We start from the raw sequence: 18,931 nt of genomic DNA on the forward strand, positions 1-18,931 counted from the left end.
ATGTCCCAGAGCGGCTACGACGTCGTCACCGTGGGCCACATCCTCCTCGACTTGAGGTTCTGCGTCGACCGCTTCGCGACGCCCGACAGGGAGAGCAGGATCAGCAGCCAGAGCCACGGCGTCGGGGGCTCTGCGGCCAACGTGGCTATCGGCGTCAGGAGGCTGGGCGGGAGGTCCACGGTGATCGGCAAGGTAGGGTTCGACGACTTCGGCAAGAACGCGCTCGAGGACCTCGTGAGGGAGGGCGTAGACGTCTCCAACGTGAAGATCCAGGCTATGAACGGCAAGACAGGCTTCACGATAGTAATCATTGACTCCACGGGCCAGATCATCATGTACGGGCACAAGGGTGTCGCCGAGGAGCTTCTTCCAGAGGAGGTGAACACGAGCGTGTTCGAGAAGACGAAGTTCGTCCACATCGCCAGCCTCAGGATCGACACCGCCACCCACGCCGCCAGGGTCGCTCGGGAAAAGGGGGCCTTCGTTTCATGGGACCCCGGGAGGGTTCAGGCGAAGCTTGGGCTTGAGAAGCTCAGGCCCATCATCTCCCTGGCCGACCTGGTTCTCCCGAACGAGATAGAGGTCCGCGAGATCACGGGGGAGGAGGACCTCAGGAGGGCTGCGGACGCCCTGCTCGAGGCCGGTGCCAGGATAGTCGTCGTGAAGCGCGGCGGCAAGGGCGTCTACGTCTCCACAAGGGACGAGGAGTTCGAGGCCCCCGCGTACCTGCCTGGAAGGGTCGTCGACACCACGGGAGCCGGCGACGCGCTGGCCGCCGGGATCCTGATGGGCCTGAAAAGGTACCCCCTGAGGGACGCGGTGAGGTTCGCCACCGTCGTGGCAGGCATTAAGGTGACTCGGCTCGGCTCGCACGAGATACCCACGATGCAGGAGGTTGAGGCCGAGCTCAGGAAGATAGGCTTCGAGCCCCAGGGCTAAAAGATAAATCACCCCGCTGGTCCGTGTAACTCGGTGTTTCTCATGGCTAGGGGTGCCTCGCTAGCCGAGAGGGCTAGGGAGTTCGCTCTTGACGAGCTCTTCGACTCTCTGCTCTACCAGGCGATGGCTGAGCGCGAGCGGAACCCTGCCAACAAGAGCATCCTGCTGGAGATGGCTAAGCAGGAGAGAATGCACTACGAGTTCTGGAAGAGGCTGTCCGACGAGGTTAAGCTGGGCCCGAGAGAAACCTTCAGGCTGAGGCTGTTCAACTTTACCTCCAGGCTCCTCGGGAAGGTCTTCACGATAAAGCTCCTCGAGAGGCACGAGGGGGACGTGGTGGCTGAGTACGAGGAGGTCCTGAAGTCCGGAGCCCTCGCTGAGGATGACTCGAGGATCCTTGAGAGGATCATTGAGGATGAGAGGAGCCACGAAAACGCCCTCGCGAACCAGATCGAGGAGTTCGCCGTGCGCCACCTTGGCGCAATCGCGCTCGGGATGAGCGACGCTATCATCGAGCTCTCCGGGGTCCACGCCGGCTTCCTAGGCTACACCTCCTCCTCGATCTACACTGGGATCGCCGGGCTCATCGTCGGGGTGAGCGCCAGCATGTCGATGGCTGCGGCGGCGTACCTGCAGTCGAAGCAGGAGAGGGGGAAGTCCCCGGGCTCCACCGCGGCGGTCACGGGGGTGATGTACATGCTGACGGTCGTCCTCCTCACGGCGCCGTTCCTCCTGGGACTACCAATCGTATCCGCCCTCGCAGCGTCCCTGCTCCTGGCCTTCTTGATCCTGGCTTTCTTCTCCTTCTACAGCTCTGTGATCATGGAGAGGGCCTTCGCCAGGGACTACCTCGAGAACGTGGGCGTCATATTCCTGGTGGTGACCATAGGGTACTTCTTCGGGGAGCTGGTGAAGAGCGTCACGGGGCTCTCCCTGTAAAGTATGCCCGGCCTCGACTGCGAGGTCAGGGTTGACTGCAGAGCGGGCGGAGCGTTCTGCGCCAAGTGCTGCCGGAACGCGGTGGTGCCCCTCCTGAGAGAGGACTACGAGAGGCTAAAGGCGATGCTGGGCGACGTCGAGGGCTACGTGGAGTGGGTTGAGGGAGTGCCGGTCCTCAAGAGGGTTAACGGCGCCTGCGTGTTCCTCGAGGAGGCGACCGGTAGGTGCAGGGTGTACGAGGACAGGCCCCTTGCCTGCAGGCTCTACCCCCTGGTCTACTCGCCGGGCACGTGGGTGCATGCGGACCCCCGTTGCCCGAGGGCCGCCTCCGTGACCATGGACGTCGTCGCGAGGTGCGGCTCGCTCGTGGAGAAGTTCCCGCTGCTCCTGAAGGAGAGCTGGGGCCTGGAGCTTGGGGCTACACGTTCACAACCAGCTCCTCTAGCGGCTTCCTCGGCCTCGGCGGGGGCGATTCAGCGGGGAAGCCGACGGGGAAGATAGCTATCGGGTAGAGGTTGCTGGGGGCGCCCAGGATCCTGCGTATCTCCTCGACCGCGTTGAGGGTGTATATCCACACGGTTGTCAGCCCGACGCAGTGGAGGGCCAGCCAGAGGTACGTTGCCGCGATGGAGCCGTCGACAAGGTGGGAGTCGGGGGAGGCTGATGAGTCCGAGAAAACCGCGATGGCCAGCTGGGCCCCCTCGATGGGCTTAGACCACCTGTGTATCCTCGCGAGATGCTCCAGCTTGGACTTGTCGCGGACGACGTAGAACCTCCAGGGCTGCCGGTTGTGGGCGCTGGGCGCGAAGCGCGCGAGCTCGAGGGCTCTGCGGACGAGCTCTTCGGGGACAGGCTCGCCCGTGAATTTCCGAACGCTCCTCCTCGAGAGGAGGAACTCCGAGCAATCCGGCATACAGGGAACAATGTAAACAGGCTTACATATTCTTTTCTGAAGTTCTAAGCTTTTTAACGGAAACATTTATAAGAGTCCAAGTTTACATTATCTCATAATGCTCGACGAGAGGCAGATCATGCTGAAGCAGGTGGAGCTCGTAGCCTCGCAGCTCCTAGCGGGCGCGAAGTCCAGGACGCTGACCCTGAAGCTAAGGACCCTGGTCAGGTACGCCTACACCTCGTACGTGAAAGGCACCCTGGAGTTCCCGACCATACGGGCTCAGCGCACAGGTGCAAGCCGCCTAACTGGATGGTGTCGCAGCTATTCTACAGCAGGTCGAGCACGCGCTGGCTAAAAGGCTCAACGCCAAGGTAATGAGGAGGAAGGGCCAAGTCTACGTCGTCTTGGAGAAAAGAGAGGAGAAAAAGGCCCTTATTGCTGAAGCTTAAGCTCGATCTTCTGCTCTACCCAGCGCCAGCGCTTGGTCTCTGGGTCTAGCAGCCTCCAGAGCTCGGGCACACGAGTATACAGGTTTAGTTTCATGTACATTGTTAGTGGCTCTACGACGTAGGTCTGTGGTATTTCGACGAGGAGTGGGTGGTATGCGCAGAGCGGCTGGCCTAGGTAGAGCGCCTTGCCCTGGCCGATGATAGACATCCCTAGCCTAGGTAGTAGTGCCAGCGCCCTGGCTACTTTCTCTGCTTCTTTGCCTTTCATGTAGTACGCGGTAAAGGGTAGCTCCTCCTGGCTGGTGTACTTGAAGTAGGTGTTGTACCTCCAGCCCGGCTGGATGTGGACGCGGTAGTGGTAGCTGAGCACCTGCTTCGACGGCGCCTCAACCCTCTCGCCCTCAGCGAGTAGGCGGTTGAATATCTCGGTGGGCCTCGCGAAGGGGCCTAGGAGGAGCTTCCCCCAGAGCAGCACTAGGTCGATCTGGTCGAGGACTGGGAGGGGCCTGAGGTTGGTCCTTGGGGGTATGAGCTCGTGTGCCCTGTCAACAAGGCTGTCGAAATCCTTTGGCGCTATGGATTCTAGCTCGGGGTGCAGCAGCCAGGCGACGTAGTCTGTTGAGGCGAACCAGTCTAGGACGTGGGCCTCCTCGGAGAGGCTCTTGATGTAGTCCTCAGCTAGGGGCCTGGGGAGGTAGGCCATGACTAGGACTTTCCTGCCCTCGAGTGAGGTTAGAGTCCTAACGCCTGTGGTGCCGAATGGCAGCCTCTCGGGTACCTTGTCTACGAAAGCCACGATCCTCGTGAGGTTGTAGAAATTATCATCCGTTACGACGCGGAACTCACCCTCCTTCGAGAGCTCTTTTACAACGCGCCTGACAGCGGTGTGCGAGACCTTTGCGTTCCTGGCTAGCTCGCGCAGAGTCCTCGAATAGGGGAGCGCGTAAAGTAGCCTCTTAACGTCAACCCTAACAACCATTCCCCTCAGCCAAAAAACAAAGGGAAAAAACCAGTATTTAAAACTTCACTTCGGAGTCGGAAACGGGCTGTTCTTTGCCGAATCGGCGATGCCTGTTGCAGCCGCCAGGGCGAGTAAGATCAGGATCGCGAGTACGGCTGGGGTTTTGAGCTGCTCGAGGAATATTCTGAGCCATGGTTTCATGGTTATCGAGCTGCATGTGCGTGGTTCACGGGGAAAAATCTTTTTACTTTGTATCATTAAGTGCTTGATTTGAGTTCCATTTTACAGCAAGATTCTCTTCGCGTTTTTATTTTTCCCGGAAACCTGCTTTCAGAATAATGTTCTTAAAATGAAAGAATTTGATCTGGCTAAACCGGGATTGAGAATGTTGGCTTTGCTTTGCCAGGCGGAGGGGAGGAGGCTTGCGCCCTCTTCGATTCGTTAAAGCGCTTGCTTTTTATTTTAGTTTTTTTGTTGGGTTTTTCGATGTCTGGGCGTGAGTTTCCTGCTTATGCTATCGCCGGTGTGAGCGCGCTTGTGGTACGCGACGGGAGGGTTTTGCTCGTTAAGAGGGGTGGTCAGCCGGGTGCCGGGCTCTGGGCTCTGCCGGGTGGGGCTGTGGAGGCTGGTGAGGGTGTGGCAGAGGCCGCGTCAAGGGAGCTCTTCGAGGAGACGGGGTTGTCTGCGCCGGTGCTGGGTGTGGCTGGGGTGGCTGATATCATTGTGAGGGAGAACGGGGGTGTTAGGTTCCACTATGTTCTCGTGGCTGTTGTGTTCGACTCTTCGCGGCTCTCGGGGGAGCTGAGGCCAGGTGGCGACGCTGTCGACGTGGGGTGGTTTGACGCAGCTGAGGTTACTGGGAGGGGTGACGTGGCTAGGTCCACGAGGATGATAGTGGGGGAGGTTCTTCGCAGCGGTGTTAGGTATGTGCCAATCTTCGGGTGAAAAATGATAAATAGGTGCGGCGCGCTAGGTTGCATATGCTGTCGAAGAACCCGCTTGAAGTCCCCCCTGGGAGGCGTTTCTCCCGGGAGGAGATCGCGCAGGCCTTGAGGCTCGCCATTATAGCGGAGCTGGACGCGATCAACCTGTACGTCCAGCTTGCCAGCGCGTCAGACGACCCTCTCGTCCGGAAGGTTTTCATGGACGTGGCGAAGGAGGAGAAGACGCACGTGGGCGAGTTCCTTTCCCTCCTCAAGAGAATCGATCCCGAGCAGGTTAAGGAGCTGGAGGCGGGCGAGGAGGAGGTTAGGGAGCTCTCAGGGGAGAAGTAGCTAACTCCTTTTTCCTGATTATCACCGTCGTCGAGTTGAAGACGGGGCCTCCTCCGATTGGCTGAGTCTCCGCGCTAACGAGGACGTTCTGGGGGTTCCCGTTCAGGCCTACGAGCTCGCGGGGGGACCAGAGGACGCCCCTCGGCACGTCGCTCGTGACGTGCACCCTCAGCTCGACGACCCCGTTCTCGTTGAACACCTCGACGACCTCGCCTTCAGCCAACCCCAGGCTCCGAGCGTCCTCAGGGTTTACGTGCACGACCGGGGGGATCTCCCCATAGACGTCCCGGAACTGCGTGTGGGTGTAGAGGGGAAGAGCGGTGTTCAGGAGCACGAAGCCCTCGCCTCCCGCCTCAGCCTGCACCGGGAGGGGGCTCAGCCCCCGCTGTGCGGCGGCCGTTGAGTAGAGCTCTATTCTCCCGCTGGGGGTCTGGTACTCGTCTAGGGGGCGGTACCTGAGCCTCAACACTCTCCCGCTCAGGAGGTCCTCGAAGCTCCCCTCCAGGGCTCCCTCTAGGGCCGACCTTAGCGCCTGGATGGGGTCTGCGCAGACCTCGGGGAGGCCGAGCCTCTCGGCGAGGGCGCAGGTGAGCCAGACCTCGTCACGCGACTCCCCTAGGGGCTCCAGCGCCCTCCTGGAGAAGACGACGTAGCGGTGGCTGTAGGGTATGACGACGTCGTCCTTCTCGTAGAATGTGGGGGCCGGTAGCACCACGTCCGCCATCCTAGCCGTCTCGGTCCAGTGGGTGTCGTGCACCACCAGGAAGACGTCCTCCCTCGAGAAGCCCCTGGCCAGCTTGTCAGACCTGGGGAGCGTTAGGGCGGGGTTGGAGTTGTAGATGAAGATGAACTTGAACTCGCCTCTCTCAACGAGGTCCGCGAGGGCCACCTGGCTGACGACCCTCGAGGGCCTGTAGGTGTCCTCCAGCGTAAGAGCGCTGTAGTTGACGTAGAAGCCCCTGCTGTTCGAGTAGTAGAACCCCCTGTGGACGCCCACTAGGGCGGGAATCAGCGAGACGGCCCTCACGACCTCGGCGCCCTGCCTGCTCTTCTGCACACCAAACCCGATGAGCGTTACGCTCGGCTTGAGCGCGCCGTAGGACTCCGCCAGCTTTCTCACAGTGCTCGGGGGAACGCCTGTAATGCTCTCGACGCGCTCCGGGGTCCACCTCAAGGCCTCCTCCTTGAACTCCTCGAAGCCGTAAGTGTACCTCGCCACGAACACCTCGTCGACGAGCCCCATCTCTATGATCTCCCTTGCTACGCCGTACGCGAGGGCGACGTCGGTCCCGGGCTTCACCTGGACGAACAGGTCGCTCCTCTTGGCCGTCTCGCTCCTGCGCGGGTCGACGGTTGCGATGAGCGCCCCGGAGGACCTTGCCTTGAGCGCCAGCTGCCACAGGTGGACCGCGCTCACCGCGGCGTTGAAGCCCCAGAAAACGAGGAGCCTTGAGCCCTGCATGTCCTCTGGGGGCCTGCCGTAGCTCAGCCCGTAGTGGAGCGACAGCGCCTCGTGCCCGCTCCTGCTGCAGATGCTGTAGTCCGTTCTAGCGGCTCCGATCCTGTTCCAGAGCCTCTGCGGGTAGTACCACGTCAGAAGCCCCATGTTCCCCGCGTACTCGACGTGCAGAACGCTCTCGGGCCCGTGCTCCTCCAGCACCCGCCTCAGCCTCGAGGCGACGAGATCGAGGGCCTCGTCCCACGAGGCGCGCACGAACCCCGAACCCTTGCCGCTGGCCCTGACGTGCGGGTACAGAACCCTCTCCTCCGAGAGGACTCTAGCCTTGTCCGCCCTCCCGCGCGGGCACAGGAAGCCCTGGGTGACGGGGTTGAGGGGGCTGGCCCTCGCTTCCAGGGTTCGGGTATCGACCTCTATGAAGCAGGTGTCGTAGCAGTCCCTCGGACAGGCGGTTACAACTGCTCTAGGGTTCATCTCGATGTGAGCGCCGGGCGCCTATTAAAAGCTTGACCGGCGGAAATGATAAATCACGATAAGCGAGCTACGACACCGTGGACTCTGCAACGAGCACCGCTGAGCTCATAGCCAGGACCCAGCTGATCGAGGAGGCTTTTAGGAGGAACGAGCAGCTGGCCAGGAAGCTTGTTGACGTCATCCACTCGCGCTTCCGCGAGGCCACGAGGGTCCTCGGGGTCGACAGGTTGAAGATCATGGACTTCTGCGGCACCCACGAGTGGACCATAGTGCACTTCGGGCTACGGAGCCTCATGCCCGACGGGCTTGAGCTGGTCGCGGGGCCCGGGTGCCCCGTCTGCGTCACGCCATCGAGGTACATCGAGGAGGCTATCAGGCTCGCGCTGGACGGCGTGAGGGTGTACACGTACGGGGACACGTTCAAGCTGAGGACGATCAACGAGGTGCGGGGCTTCTACTCCCTGGAAGAGGCGAGAAGCAGGGGGGCGGACGTCAAGATGGTGACCGGCCTGCCCGATGCCGTCAGGGACGCGAGGAGGCACGGCAAGGACTCCCTGTTCCTCGGGATAGGCTTCGAGACTGTCGCCCCGGGCTACGCTCAGGCGGTGCTCAGCGGGCACGTACCCGAGAACCTCAAGCTGCTGAGCCTCGTCAAGCTCACGCCGCCGGCGATGTTCTACTCGCTCGACATCCTGCGCGAGAAGCCGCCAGAGCCGCCCGTCATGGGCGTCATCGCCCCCGGGCACGTCTCCACCATAACCGGTGCAAAGGCCTGGGAGCCCGTCGCCGAGAACTACTCGATCCCTGTCGTCGTCTCGGGGTTCGAGCCCATTGACGTCCTCGCGTCGATAGCGGAGATTCTCAGCCAGCTCGCCAGGCGGGAGGCCAGGGTGAGGATCGAGTACACCCGCGCTGTGACGTGGGCCGGGGACCTCAAGGCCCAGGCCATGATCCACAAGGCCTTCTACGCCGTCGACGACGCGTGGCGCGGGATAGGCTTCCTGCCGCTCAGCGGCCTGAGGCTCAGGGAAGCCTTCTCGAGCCTGGACGCCTTCAAGCAGTTCGGCATCCCGGAGCTGAAGCCGGAGGACTGGAGGAAGGACACCCCACCGGGCTGCCGGTGCGCCGAGGTCACCCTGGGCAAGGCGAAGCCAACGGACTGCCCCATGTTCCTGAAGAAGTGCACCCCCGAGAAGCCCTACGGGCCCTGCATGGTTTCGCTGGAGGGGACATGCGCGGTTTGGGCCCGGTTCGGGGGCGGCGGCGTCGCGGATGACATTGCACGCGAGCTCGGGTTGAAGTAGGGGGCTCAGGCATCGTGAAAACACTGATTCCGCTCCACCAAGACGTGCACTTCGTTTGAAGAGACAGAGACGAGATGGTAGACGTCCATGCGCTGCTTTCGGCTATGGAGGTATTGGGTGCTTAGCGACAATTGTGGGCTTGGCGTACTGGCTGGGGGTTCGAGAGCATTAAATATAGGCTTCGGGAAATAGATCACAGACTCGAAAGAATCGAGGACGCAGTCGAGGGCGTGAAAGCGAAGATAGGCAGGCTGGGGGTAGCGTTCACGATCCACAGGAGTTCTTCATCGAGTACTTAGCTTCAGAGAGTGTTCTGAGGCCTCAGTCCGCCCGCCTACTTATACGGGAAGCCAATAGGGTCATCAATCTAGTCATGTCAAACCCGCTGAGTCCCAAGGAGAAAGAGAGGCTTAAGGGGCTCGCCTTCCAGCGGGATTTAAATCGTGCAAAAACCCGTAAATTAAGAGCGTGAAACCGGGGGTATTGCCGCGGTTTAAGGCTTGATCCGGGTTGCGCGCGGTTCTCCCTCAAGCTTTCTTTAACCGAGCTGCTGGAGGTTTACGTGAAAAATACTTATTTCACGAGCGCGGTTTAGCTAAAATGGAGTGTTGGGTTTGCCACTGGAGACTCCACCCGAGCCCGTAGAGGTTAAAACCCGTATCAACGAGCTGTTCAAGGCGCTTTCCCGGGATCTCGGTCCCCGCGCCGCGGGCGTCGCCGTGTGGAGCGGCAACCTCTTCGCCAGGCACCTTTGGGGTAGTTGGGGTAGCGAGCTGCGGAGGCTGGGCTTCACATGGCCCAGGTTCCTCGCATTCCTGAAGCCGTACACCCCCCTCATAGCCCGGTGGGCCATCGAGGGGAGCATGAGGTGGGAGGACCTCGTGGAAAAGATAAGAGCCGACCTCGAGTCCAGCAGGGGCTGGGGGCTTGAGAGGTTTCTAGCCTAGCCCTTCTTCACGAAGCTCGCGATGAGCTCATCGTACCTGTCAGGAGTGTAGATGTCTACCAGCGAGCCGCTGTGCATCCTCGCCACCCTGTTGCAGTTCCAGATGAGCTCGAGGTTGTGGGTCACCATGACGATGGTTATGCCCTGCTCCCTGTTCAGCTTCTTAAAGAGGTCCATCACCATCTGGGAGTTCGTGGCGTCGAGGTTGCCCGTGGGCTCGTCCGCCAGCAGGATCTTTGGCTTGGAGACGATGGCCCTGGCTATCGCCACCCTCTGCTGCTCACCCCCACTCAGCTGATTCGGGAACTTGCACTCGACGCCCTCAAGGCCCACCATCCTCAGGGCCTCTAGGGCCATCCTCCTCCTCACTTCTCTCGGGATGCCCTTCTTTATGAGAGGTAGCTCGACGTTCTCCACGACTCTGAGCCTCGGGATTAGGTAGAAGAGCTGGAACACGAAGCCGACGGTCTCGTTCCTGTACCTGCTCAGCTCCTCGTCGCTCCTCAGCGACGTTATGTCGACCCCGGCAACGGTGATCCTGCCCTGCGTCGGCCGGTCAAGGCCCCCGATTAGGTGAAGGGTCGTCGTCTTGCCGCTCCCGCTGGGCCCGATTATCGCGAAGAACTCGCCCTGCTTCACGCTCATCGTGACATCTTTTACGGCGATGACCTGGCCTGTTGAGCCATCGTAGATCTTCCAGACGTTCTCGAGCCTTATGATGTCACTCATACCTGAGCGCCTCCACCGGTCGAAGCGCAGCCCCTCTCCTAGACGGTATGTACGCGGCTAGGGCGTTCATCGCAAGCGGTAATAGGGACGATGTCGCCAGTACGTTGGGGGAGAGGGTCAGCCTCAGCTCGAAGGTGAACATCGGTATCTTAACTAGGAGCGAGGCTATGGCGGCGAGGGCGAGGCCGCCGGCTATGCCTATAGCCGACACGATGACGGCCTCGAGGAGGAATATCAGCAGGACATCGTTGCTGGTGTACCCCAGGGCTTTTAGTATGCCTATCTCCTTAGTCCTCTGCACGACGCTTATCGTGGTGCTGTCGAATATCCAGAGGGCCGTGACCCCCATGCCGACCGCGGATATAAGGGCTATGAACGTCTGGAGCGCCCCGACCAGCGCTGTGAACTGGCTGACCATCGCGGCCGCGGATATTATGTTCGACCCCGGCGGCGCAACCGCCTTGACCTCGCTGGTTATTTCGTTGAGCCTATTCAGGTCTGAGACGAGTATTATGACGCCACCGTAGTTCCTAGTGTTCGAGACGTAGCTGAAGTACGCACTGGGATCCATGTAAATGTAATAAGATCCTGTTGGGCCGCCCATTATCGTCGAGGCCTGCTTCATGAGGCCCACCACTACCAGCTGGGCGTCCTTGGAGCGGAGCCGTACCACGAGGGAAGAGCCGACGTCGAGCAGCTTCTGACCTGTGTTGGGGTCTCTCCAGAGGTTGTTCGAGACGAGTACGCCGAGCCCGTTGGGCTCCAGAGAGCCCTCCTCCACCACCTGGGACATATCCGACACGCCTAGGTAGATGGGGAGGTGCTGCGGGTCTATCGCCACTATTGTGACGGACTGCTCTCCACCGGAAGCGTACACTGTTCCCGTCGTCATGGCTATACCGAATGCATCCTTCACCCCCGGTATTCTCTTGAAGTAGGCTATGTCGGCGTCCGTGAAGCCGCCTGCGTAGCCCCCCGTCACGATGATGCTGTTGGCCGCTATAGTCCTCTGCAGTTGCTCCACGAAGCTCTTCTGGAAGCTTTCGCCTATGCCGAGCGCCGCGCTGAGGGCCACGACGGCTATCATGACTCCTATGATTGCTCCCAAAGCCCTGCCCCGCTTTTCCTTAATGCTGGTGAAGGCCAGGTAGAAGTAGTCTGATGCCTTCAACCAGCCGCACCCCTCCGCTGTCTTCTCCAGTAGAGGTAGAGCCCCGCAACCGCAACGACAGCTACGACCAGAAGCGCCAAGTAGCCGTTGGAGGACGAGTGCTGCGAGCTGCTGCTTGACGGGGCTGAGGAAGCTGGGACGACCTCGACGACAGCCGTCCTCTCCACGTAGGCTGTTTTGCCGTAAGCGTCGCGGTACGTGACCCTGAACCTCACCTCGTAGCTACCCTCCTTCACCGCCCTGAAGGTGAATGGCACGCTCGTCAGAACCTGGGGGTTCAGCTGGCCGAGGAAGGTGTACAGGGACCTGGCTGAGGCTAGGCCCTCTGGCGGGTAAGCGGTGACGTTGACCGCGTAGACAGGGTACGTGCCGTCGTTGATTATGCTGAGCGCGAACACCACGTTGGTGCCTACCTCAGCCCTCTGAGGCACGACCTCGATCGAGGTGATCGAGAGGCTTGAGCGCTGGAGGATGAAGAGCGTGAAGGAGCCCTGGGTGAAGGTCAGCCCTCCGCCGGGCGTGTAGTAGACCGCCTGGTAGGTTACAGGGACGCTCGCCGAAGCGGTGCTTGGTACGTCCACGCGGACGGTGAATGACTTCGTCTCCCCTGGCTTCAGACTCCCCAGGTTAGCCATCACCGGGTCAATTGCGAGCGGGCTGCCCTGGAGGCTTAGGATCACCTGGAGGTTGCTCGCCTCGACGCTCCCGAGGTTGATGACGTTGAGCGTGACGTTGCTTCTCGAGCCGGCGAGGACGCTTGACGGAGAGGGCACCACAAGGATGCTTTGGCCCTGGCTCGCGTACAGTGGTATGCTGTAAGCCGTTGTCTTAGCGTTGCCGGTGCAGTCGACGTAGGATAGCGTGACCGTCACCGTTGGGAAGCTGGACTGGGGTACAACGCTCAGCGGGGCGGTGAAGTGCGCGCCGGCTGGAAGCTCCTGAAGCTGGTAGGTTAGGGGGACGGAGGCGTTCAGGATCGTGACCCCCTGACCAGTGACGGTGACCGAGACCTTCCTCAGGGTTGAGGAGCCGTTATTCACCACGTCGAGGAGCACTCCGTTGATCGAGTTCATGTAAACCATCTGGGGCATCAGGCTCACGCGCAGATCCTCGGACCAGCAGGCCGTGATCGACGCGTCGAGGCTCGTGGACCCGCTTGCCTGAGTGTTCATGCTGCTAGCGTCGTCCCAGCTGTCCTCCCACGTGATAAGCAGCTTCACGGGGCAGACTGCAGGGGCGCGGGCGCCGTCAAGCGTGAAGGTGGCGACCTTTGCTGTGCCGGGCCTCCAGGAGCCCAGCTGGACGGGTTGCTCCGAGAGGACGCTCGCGTTGCACTGAGGCTGCAGCGCAATGGAGGAGGCTAGCAGCGTGTACTTCCCGAAGTACGAGAGCGTTACGGTCACAGTCCGCGTGGTGCCGGAGCCGCCAGTCACGCTGATGGACTCTACGTTGAATACGTAAACGGTGCCTCCCCTCGTGCTCGCGGTTGAGGGCTGGATCGGGGGAGCTGATGCGGCGATGGCTACGAGTATCAGAATAGCGGACAGTACAGCTAGGGTTTTTTCCCTCATATCGGTCACCGATACAAGCCTTCGCAGTTAATAAGCTTTATGTATTTCCGGTGTACGCGTTGCGGCCTGCTATTTCATCGAGCTCCTTAGCGATCCTCGAGATCCTGGATTTTAGCTCGCTACTGAGGGCTGTGCGTGCGGAGAAGTCTCTCAGGAAATCCACGTACCCCTCCATCACCTGTAGCACGTCTTCGATAGAGGCCGGCTTCAGGCCTAAGCCGCACTCCTCCACTTCGACGAGCCCCTTGTCGGTGAGGCTGTAAACCTTCTGCCCCCCTACCTCTGTGTGCTTCACCAGCCCCTCGCGCTCGAGCTCGTGGAGCAGGGGGTAGACCGCGCCGGGAGACGGCCTCCAAAGCCCCCCTGTTATGGCCTCTACCTGGCTTATGATCTCGATGCCGCTCATCGGCTTGTTTCTCAGCAGCGTCAGTACCAGCACTCGGAGCGGGTTTTTCGCGAAGCGCGCCATGAACACGTGCATTTATATCAGTAACCGATAACCTGCAGGGGGTGTTAAATGGGTTTGGCATGGCTACAATCTGTAATAGTCAAAAGATATATAAGATGGGAGTTACATATACAGGTGGTCCTCGATGCACGCTGTGGAAGCCAGGGGCTTAGTTAAGAGGTTCACCACGCGCGAGGGCTCAGCGATCTTCCGCGGGAGGAAGAGAACAGTCGAGGCGCTCAGCGGGGTCTCGTTCGAGATTAGAAGAGGTGAGATCTTCGGGCTTCTCGGACCAAACGGAGCTGGCAAGACGACCACAATAAAGATCCTGAGCACGCTACTTTTACCCGACGCCGGCGAGGCTTGGGTGAACGGGTACCACGTCGTCAGGGAGGCGAGAAGAGTTCGGGAAAGCATAGGCGTGAGCCTCTACAGCGACCGTGGCTTCTACTGGAAGCTCAGCGGGAGGGAGAACCTACTGTACTTCGCGAGCCTCTACCACTTGGACCCAGGCTGGGCGAAGGACAGAGTCGACGAGCTTTTGTCCCTGCTTGGCCTGGAGGAGGATGCCGACAGGCTGGTGGAGGAGTACAGCACCGGCATGAAGTCTAAGCTAAACATAGCTCGGGCTCTGCTGCACGACCCCCCGATACTCTTCCTTGACGAGCCGACGATAGGCCTCGACCCCAACTCGGCAAGGAAGGTCCGGGAGGTCGTCACGGAGCTGAAGAAGCAAGGGAAGACCATTCTCCTCACTACGCACAACATGTTCGAGGCTGACGTGCTGTCGGACAGAGTGGCGATCATAAACAAGGGGAGGATAATAGCCGTAGGCAACCCTTCGGAGCTCAAGAGAAGCATATCGAACCACAACGTCGTCGAGGTTGAGGTTCTCGGGCTGCATGACGATGGACAGGTGCCTGCCCTCAAGAGCGTGGACGGCGTACTGAACTACGCGTCTCAAGTTGTCGACCCGTCATCGGGAAGGGCAAGCATCAGGGTGATCTTCGACGGTGGGCACGTCCTGAAGGATGTTCTAAGCACCCTGCTTAGGACAGACTTGAAGATCCTGAGCGTTAGGACCGTGGAGCCCACGCTTGAGGACGTTTTCGTCTACTACACGGGTGAGAGGCTTGGCGGCGAAGAACAGTAATGGTATTCTGCGGGTTTTCAGGGGCATATTAACCAAGGAGGCCAAGCTCCTGACAAGGTACGTTGGTAGCCTGTTCATGGTCCTGGCATTGCCCTTCATGATGTCAGGCCTCTTCGTGGGGATCGGCTACGCGGTCGCCGGCCCATCAGCTACGGCGAACTTTGCCTCGAACACCGGGGTTCAGAACCCCATCCTGTACATGACTCTCGGAGGGGTGTTGATGATCGCGAGCATGGTGATGGTTGAGAACACGTCCAGCGTGATACGAGAAGAGCAGCTCATCGGAACCTTCGAGCTCCACTACCTGACCCCCAATAGCACCGTGGTGGTGTGGTTGCTGCATGCTGTTGCCCAGTCTATTCTCATGCTCCTGGTGTTCACGATCGATTTGACCGTCGTCGTTGCGCTACAAGGATCCCTTCTCAGCCCCGTGGAGTGGGTCGAGTCGGCGCTCGTCCTTCTCCTGGGCCTCCTTCCCCTAGCGGGGCTGGGGCTCGTGGTTGCAGCCCTCACGGTCAGGTTCAAGGAAGTGTGGGCTGTGGCCAGCACAGTTAACGCCTTCATCGCCATGCTTTCGGGCTACTACTACCCCCTGGAGGTGTTCCCGCGGGTGGTTCAAGCGGTCTCCGCGCTGCTCCCCACGACGCACGCCACGCAGGTTTTGAGAGGCATAGTCGCCGGCGGCTCCTCGAGCCTGAATCTGGCCGAAAGAGTAGGGATCATGGTCTCGCTAGGCTTAGCTTACCTTTACCTTGGCCGGCTCACCTACACGAGGTGGGAGGATGAGGCGAGGAGGAGGGGCGAGCTATCGAAGTACTAGGTTCGTGAGAGGCATAAGAGCGCTGGCGCTCGAGATCTCCTGGACCGCCAAAGTTGCTCTAAAAACTTACTTCAGGTACCCTGCGTGGCTAGTCTCCGACATCATAACGACGCCCGCGTGGCTCGTCCTCCTACTCTTCCCAATACTCATGTTCCTCCCCAGAGAGGAGTGGAGCGACCCTAAGGTCCTCAACATGTTCTTCTGGGCAATGATCCTATGGGACGTTGTCTCGGCCGGCTTATGGAGCTTCGGGATGGCTATAAGGCGGGAGCAGCAGACCGGAACGCTCGAGTTCATCCTCCTCACCAACGCCAACCGCGCCGTCCTCTTCTCGAGGAACCTGTTCTCGAGGATCGTGGGCCTAGGGCTAACGCTAGCCTACACCTACTTCTTCTTCGTGCTTCTCTTCGGCACAAGCGTGATACTGCACGATGTCCTCCCGGTCGCCGCGGTCCTGCTGGTCGGGCTCTTCACCTCTATGGGCTTCGGCCTCATCTACGGGGCACTAGTGCTCAAGTACAAGAACGTCGGCCCCCTGAACAACATCCTGCAGTTCGTGATACTGGGACTCAGCGGGGTCTTCTTCCCGGTCTCAAGCCTGCCTAGAGAGCTCCAGCTGGTTTCGCTGGCAATACCCTTCACGTACCTATCAGAGCTCTTGAGGTACCACGCCCTCCGCACGCCAACCCTGCTGCCCGTCGAGCTCGAGTGGGCGCTGCTCCTTGCGCTTACGGCGGCGCTAGTTGCCGCAGGGCTGGCTTCGATCTACGCCATCGAGCGGAGGCTCAAAAGGACTGGGGAGCTCGGGCAGTACTAGGCCACGCGGCATCTAAGCTCAAGCCCTGATCCGCCAACGCAAAGCCCAGGAATGGGCTTTTAACCAACCTTTACACGAATTTACGAGCTGTTCGGGATGGAGGCGAGGTTTCCGTACAGGCCGAGGCCGCACCAGCTGGAGGTAGCTAAGATTATTTCGGAGCAGGTGAAGAGGCGCAACGTCATCCTCGAGGCCCCCACGGGTTTCGGGAAGACGCCCGTAGTGATCTACGCCCTACTCCCCTTCCTCGAGCGGGGAGGCAGGGTGGTGTGGGCTGTCAGAACCGGGAGCGAAACTGACAGGCCCGTGGAGGAGTTCAGGGTCTTCAGGGAGAAGAGCGGCGTCAGGCTCGTCGCACTGAGCCTCCGCGGGAAGAGGGACATGTGCCTCCTCGCCCGGAGGTTCGGCGAGAACCTTGACTACAGCGACGTGTCCTACATCTGCAGCAGGGAGAGGAGCAGGTGCCCCTACTACAGGCGGCTCCGCGAGGGAGTTGACCTGCAGAGGTTCGTCGACGTGGGGGCGCTGACGTACACGTACATATTCGAGGAGGCGAGCAGGATGGGCGTTTGCCCCTACTTCCTCCAGCGCGAGCTGCTGAAGCTGGCCGACGTCGTGGCCCTCAGCTACAACTACGTCGTGGACGAGGGTCTGAGCTGGAGCATCAGGACGGAGTTCCCCTTCAAGGAGTCGATACTCGTAGTGGACGAGGCGCACAACCTCCAGAACCTCAACCTGGGAGGGGACACGATAACCGAGGGGACTATGGACAGGGCCTACAGCGAGGCGCTCGAGGCGGGTGACGAGGACAGCGCCGCGCTCGTCGACTACACTCGAAGCAGGGTTAAGGAGAAGTACTCGAGCCTGCAGGAGGAGGAGAGCGAGGTGTTTGACCCCGAGGATCTCCTCCCCGCCGACTTCGAGAAGAGGCTGGAGGACGCCTTGAAGACGGGCGAGGCTATTCGCGAGAGGAGGTTCAAAGAGGGGAAGAGGCCTCAGTCGAGCCTCTACCACTTCGCGAGCTTCTTTAAGGCCGCGGTTGAGGCGAGGGGGGTTGACGGCATAGCCTTGATTGTCGAGAGGAGCAACGGTAGGCTTTACCTCAACATATGGGACATGCGCGCAGGCGAAGTTCTCTCGAGGGTGTGGAGGTCCTTCAAGAGGGTCATATTCATGTCGGGGACCCTTGCACCCATCGAGGCGTTCGCCGAGACGGTGGGCGTGAGAGACTACTACCCGGTAACTGTTCCAAGCCCCTACGACGAGACCAACGCATCCGTGTACCTCGTCAAAGACCTCACGACGCGGGGGGAGGAGCTCAGCGACGAGATGGCTGGAAAGTACGTGGACGCGATCGCTCGGACACTCCGCAGGGTCAGGCGCAACACCGCTGTTTTCACCGCCAGCTACCGCATCCAGGCCAAGCTGATGGCCAGCGGGCTCCTTGAGGCCGCTCGGAGCCTTGGGTACACCGTCTTCGTCGAGCGGCGCGACATGAGCGGGCTAGAGGCTGGGGAAACTCTCCAGAAGTTCAAGTCCCTCGCCCAGAGCGGGAGCGGGTTGCTGGTCGCGCCCATGGGGGGTAGGTTCGCGGAGGGCGCCGACTACCCGGGTGAGGAGCTGATGTGCGTGTTCCTCGTCGGCATACCTTTCGAGAAGCCGACGACCAAGACAAGGCTCTACATAGAGTACTACCAGAGGCTATACGGCGAGGAGAAGGGCCGCTTGTACGCCTACGTTTACCCCGCCTTGAGGAGGGCGGCTCAGGCCCTCGGGAGGGCGCTCAGGAGCCCAAGAGACCAGGCGGTGATCGTGCTGGGGGACTACCGCTACCAGCAGTACATGCCGCTCATGCCTGACTACGTCCGCGAGCTGGTAAAGCCTATAACTCACGACCGTCTTGACGCTGTTGAACCCCCCTGGGAGAGAATCAGGCTGTAGTTGGTGGTATCATGACGACTCAGTACGAGAGAGTCTTCACCGAGGAGGCTGAGAGGATTGCCGGCAGGGCTTTAGGCGAGATAGCCTTCGAGGCCTTGATGAGGGCTGCGCTTCTGGGCCTCCCTATCGAGCCAGCGAAAACCGGACCTAGAAGCGTCGTGGTCCACTACGCCGGCAGGAAGACGTTCTTCAGGGTTATAGGCGTCCTCAACCCCTCGGGGGGCTTCTCGGTCTGCTTGAGGCGATACACCAACGACTGCGGGGAAGTCGCCTCAGTCTCGCCGAGCGGCGAGGTTAAAATCGTCGTGGCTGGTCTGGCATCCTACTTGAGCTCTCCCGGGGAGCTGTACGGCGGCCACGTGGCCGACGTGTGGACGCAGAGGCTTCGAGCGGCTGAGGCCGGCATGCTCAAGGAGGTCCAGAAGGAGTCTCTGAGCCGTAACATCCTCTCTAGCCTTTCGAGCGCTCTCCTCGATGCCTTCCCGCGGGTCAAGGTGTACTACTCTCCGGTGACGCTGGACTACGCGGCGGGGCTGCTTGAGGCCGGTGTCCTGCCTGTCTGGGTCAGCGGCTTCGGCTACTCCGTCTCCGTGTCGAGGCTCGCGCTTGAGAAGCTGGCTGAGCTGACCGGTAAGTAATTA

General features: G+C 60.5%; 21 protein-coding genes. 13 read left to right on the forward strand and 8 right to left on the reverse strand.

Features of this window, described 5'->3' with window-relative positions; translation table 11 throughout:
* Genes MOV14_RS02140 through MOV14_RS02150 form a run of 3 tightly spaced genes read left to right on the forward strand, consistent with a single transcriptional unit; the run spans position 1 to position 2,379 of the window.
* Complete coding sequence (locus MOV14_RS02140) at positions 1-939, forward strand: carbohydrate kinase family protein (protein WP_318537586.1); 939 nt, start codon at positions 1-3, stop codon at positions 937-939.
* A gap of 42 nt (positions 940-981) precedes the next feature.
* Positions 982-1,878: a VIT1/CCC1 transporter family protein gene (locus tag MOV14_RS02145; RefSeq protein WP_318537587.1), complete on the forward strand. Its 897-nt coding sequence runs from the start codon at positions 982-984 to the stop codon at positions 1,876-1,878.
* Positions 1,879-1,881: 3 nt separating this feature from the next.
* Entirely contained in the window at positions 1,882-2,379 is a 498-nt protein-coding gene (locus MOV14_RS02150; RefSeq protein WP_318537588.1) for a YkgJ family cysteine cluster protein, read from the forward strand.
* Here the strand turns inward: MOV14_RS02150 and MOV14_RS02155 are convergent.
* On the reverse strand, positions 2,297-2,791 hold the full coding sequence (locus tag MOV14_RS02155; RefSeq protein ID WP_318537589.1) for a nitroreductase family protein: 495 nt from the start codon (positions 2,789-2,791) through the stop codon (positions 2,297-2,299). The genes MOV14_RS02150 and MOV14_RS02155 overlap by 83 nt on opposite strands.
* Positions 2,792-2,888: 97 nt before the next feature.
* Between MOV14_RS02155 and MOV14_RS02160 the strand changes: the two genes are divergently transcribed.
* Entirely contained in the window at positions 2,889-3,128 is a 240-nt protein-coding gene (locus tag MOV14_RS02160; protein WP_318537590.1) for a hypothetical protein, read from the forward strand.
* 77 nt (positions 3,129-3,205) lie between these two features.
* Here MOV14_RS02160 and MOV14_RS02165 read toward each other — a convergent pair whose 3' ends face one another.
* Complete coding sequence (locus MOV14_RS02165; protein WP_318537591.1) at positions 3,206-4,201, reverse strand: hypothetical protein; 996 nt, start codon at positions 4,199-4,201, stop codon at positions 3,206-3,208.
* A gap of 45 nt (positions 4,202-4,246) precedes the next feature.
* Entirely contained in the window at positions 4,247-4,384 is a 138-nt protein-coding gene (locus MOV14_RS02170) for a hypothetical protein (protein WP_318537592.1), read from the reverse strand.
* Between the two features lie 285 nt (positions 4,385-4,669).
* Here MOV14_RS02170 and MOV14_RS02175 point away from each other — a divergent pair, with 285 nt between their 5' ends.
* Together MOV14_RS02175 and MOV14_RS02180 are read left to right on the forward strand one after the other, a co-directional pair.
* Positions 4,670-5,128, forward strand: coding sequence for an NUDIX hydrolase (locus MOV14_RS02175; protein WP_318537593.1), 459 nt, complete (start codon positions 4,670-4,672; stop codon positions 5,126-5,128).
* A 35-nt stretch (positions 5,129-5,163) separates the two neighbouring features.
* Positions 5,164-5,457, forward strand: a complete 294-nt coding sequence (locus MOV14_RS02180; protein ID WP_318537594.1) for a ferritin family protein — start codon at positions 5,164-5,166, stop codon at positions 5,455-5,457.
* On the opposite strand, the gene MOV14_RS02185 is transcribed toward MOV14_RS02180, so the two are convergent.
* Positions 5,432-7,390, reverse strand: coding sequence for a molybdopterin-dependent oxidoreductase (locus MOV14_RS02185; protein ID WP_318537595.1), 1,959 nt, complete (start codon positions 7,388-7,390; stop codon positions 5,432-5,434). The genes MOV14_RS02180 and MOV14_RS02185 overlap by 26 nt on opposite strands.
* Before the next feature lie 77 nt (positions 7,391-7,467).
* Between MOV14_RS02185 and hypD the strand changes: the two genes are divergently transcribed.
* Entirely contained in the window at positions 7,468-8,694 is a 1,227-nt protein-coding gene (gene hypD / locus MOV14_RS02190) for a hydrogenase formation protein HypD (protein ID WP_318537596.1), read from the forward strand.
* 614 nt (positions 8,695-9,308) lie between these two features.
* Complete coding sequence (locus MOV14_RS02195; protein WP_318537597.1) at positions 9,309-9,641, forward strand: hypothetical protein; 333 nt, start codon at positions 9,309-9,311, stop codon at positions 9,639-9,641.
* On the opposite strand, the gene MOV14_RS02200 is transcribed toward MOV14_RS02195, so the two are convergent.
* The 4 genes from MOV14_RS02200 to MOV14_RS02215 are packed head-to-tail and all read right to left on the reverse strand — an operon-like array spanning position 9,638 to position 13,592.
* Complete coding sequence (locus MOV14_RS02200) at positions 9,638-10,369, reverse strand: ABC transporter ATP-binding protein (RefSeq protein WP_318537598.1); 732 nt, start codon at positions 10,367-10,369, stop codon at positions 9,638-9,640. The genes MOV14_RS02195 and MOV14_RS02200 overlap by 4 nt on opposite strands.
* Complete coding sequence (locus tag MOV14_RS02205) at positions 10,362-11,540, reverse strand: ABC transporter permease (RefSeq protein WP_318537599.1); 1,179 nt, start codon at positions 11,538-11,540, stop codon at positions 10,362-10,364. The genes MOV14_RS02200 and MOV14_RS02205 overlap by 8 nt, the downstream gene beginning before the upstream one ends.
* On the reverse strand, positions 11,537-13,111 hold the full coding sequence (locus MOV14_RS02210) for a COG1361 S-layer family protein (protein WP_318537600.1): 1,575 nt from the start codon (positions 13,109-13,111) through the stop codon (positions 11,537-11,539). The genes MOV14_RS02205 and MOV14_RS02210 overlap by 4 nt, the downstream gene beginning before the upstream one ends.
* A gap of 37 nt (positions 13,112-13,148) precedes the next feature.
* Complete coding sequence (locus MOV14_RS02215) at positions 13,149-13,592, reverse strand: PadR family transcriptional regulator (RefSeq protein ID WP_318537601.1); 444 nt, start codon at positions 13,590-13,592, stop codon at positions 13,149-13,151.
* A gap of 112 nt (positions 13,593-13,704) precedes the next feature.
* Here MOV14_RS02215 and MOV14_RS02220 point away from each other — a divergent pair, with 112 nt between their 5' ends.
* The 5 genes from MOV14_RS02220 to MOV14_RS02240 all read left to right on the forward strand — a co-directional run bounded on the left by MOV14_RS02220 (position 13,705) and on the right by MOV14_RS02240 (position 18,928).
* Positions 13,705-14,712: an ABC transporter ATP-binding protein gene (locus MOV14_RS02220; protein WP_318537602.1), complete on the forward strand. Its 1,008-nt coding sequence runs from the start codon at positions 13,705-13,707 to the stop codon at positions 14,710-14,712.
* Positions 14,693-15,532 (forward strand): ABC transporter permease, encoded by an 840-nt coding sequence (locus MOV14_RS02225; RefSeq protein WP_318537603.1) that lies wholly within the window; start codon positions 14,693-14,695, stop codon positions 15,530-15,532. Before MOV14_RS02220 ends, MOV14_RS02225 begins: the two co-directional genes overlap by 20 nt.
* Positions 15,495-16,349, forward strand: a complete 855-nt coding sequence (locus tag MOV14_RS02230) for an ABC transporter permease (protein WP_318537604.1) — start codon at positions 15,495-15,497, stop codon at positions 16,347-16,349. The genes MOV14_RS02225 and MOV14_RS02230 overlap by 38 nt, the downstream gene beginning before the upstream one ends.
* Before the next feature lie 96 nt (positions 16,350-16,445).
* The gene (locus MOV14_RS02235; protein ID WP_318537605.1) at positions 16,446-18,290 is read left to right on the forward strand and encodes an ATP-dependent DNA helicase; all 1,845 of its coding nucleotides are present in this window, start codon (positions 16,446-16,448) and stop codon (positions 18,288-18,290) included.
* An 11-nt stretch (positions 18,291-18,301) separates the two neighbouring features.
* Complete coding sequence (locus MOV14_RS02240) at positions 18,302-18,928, forward strand: hypothetical protein (RefSeq protein ID WP_318537606.1); 627 nt, start codon at positions 18,302-18,304, stop codon at positions 18,926-18,928.
* The last annotated feature ends 3 nt before the right edge of the window (positions 18,929-18,931 follow it).

This window comes from Infirmifilum sp. NZ (assembly GCF_022693705.1).
Taxonomy (GTDB): domain Archaea; phylum Thermoproteota; class Thermoprotei; order Thermofilales; family Thermofilaceae; genus Thermofilum.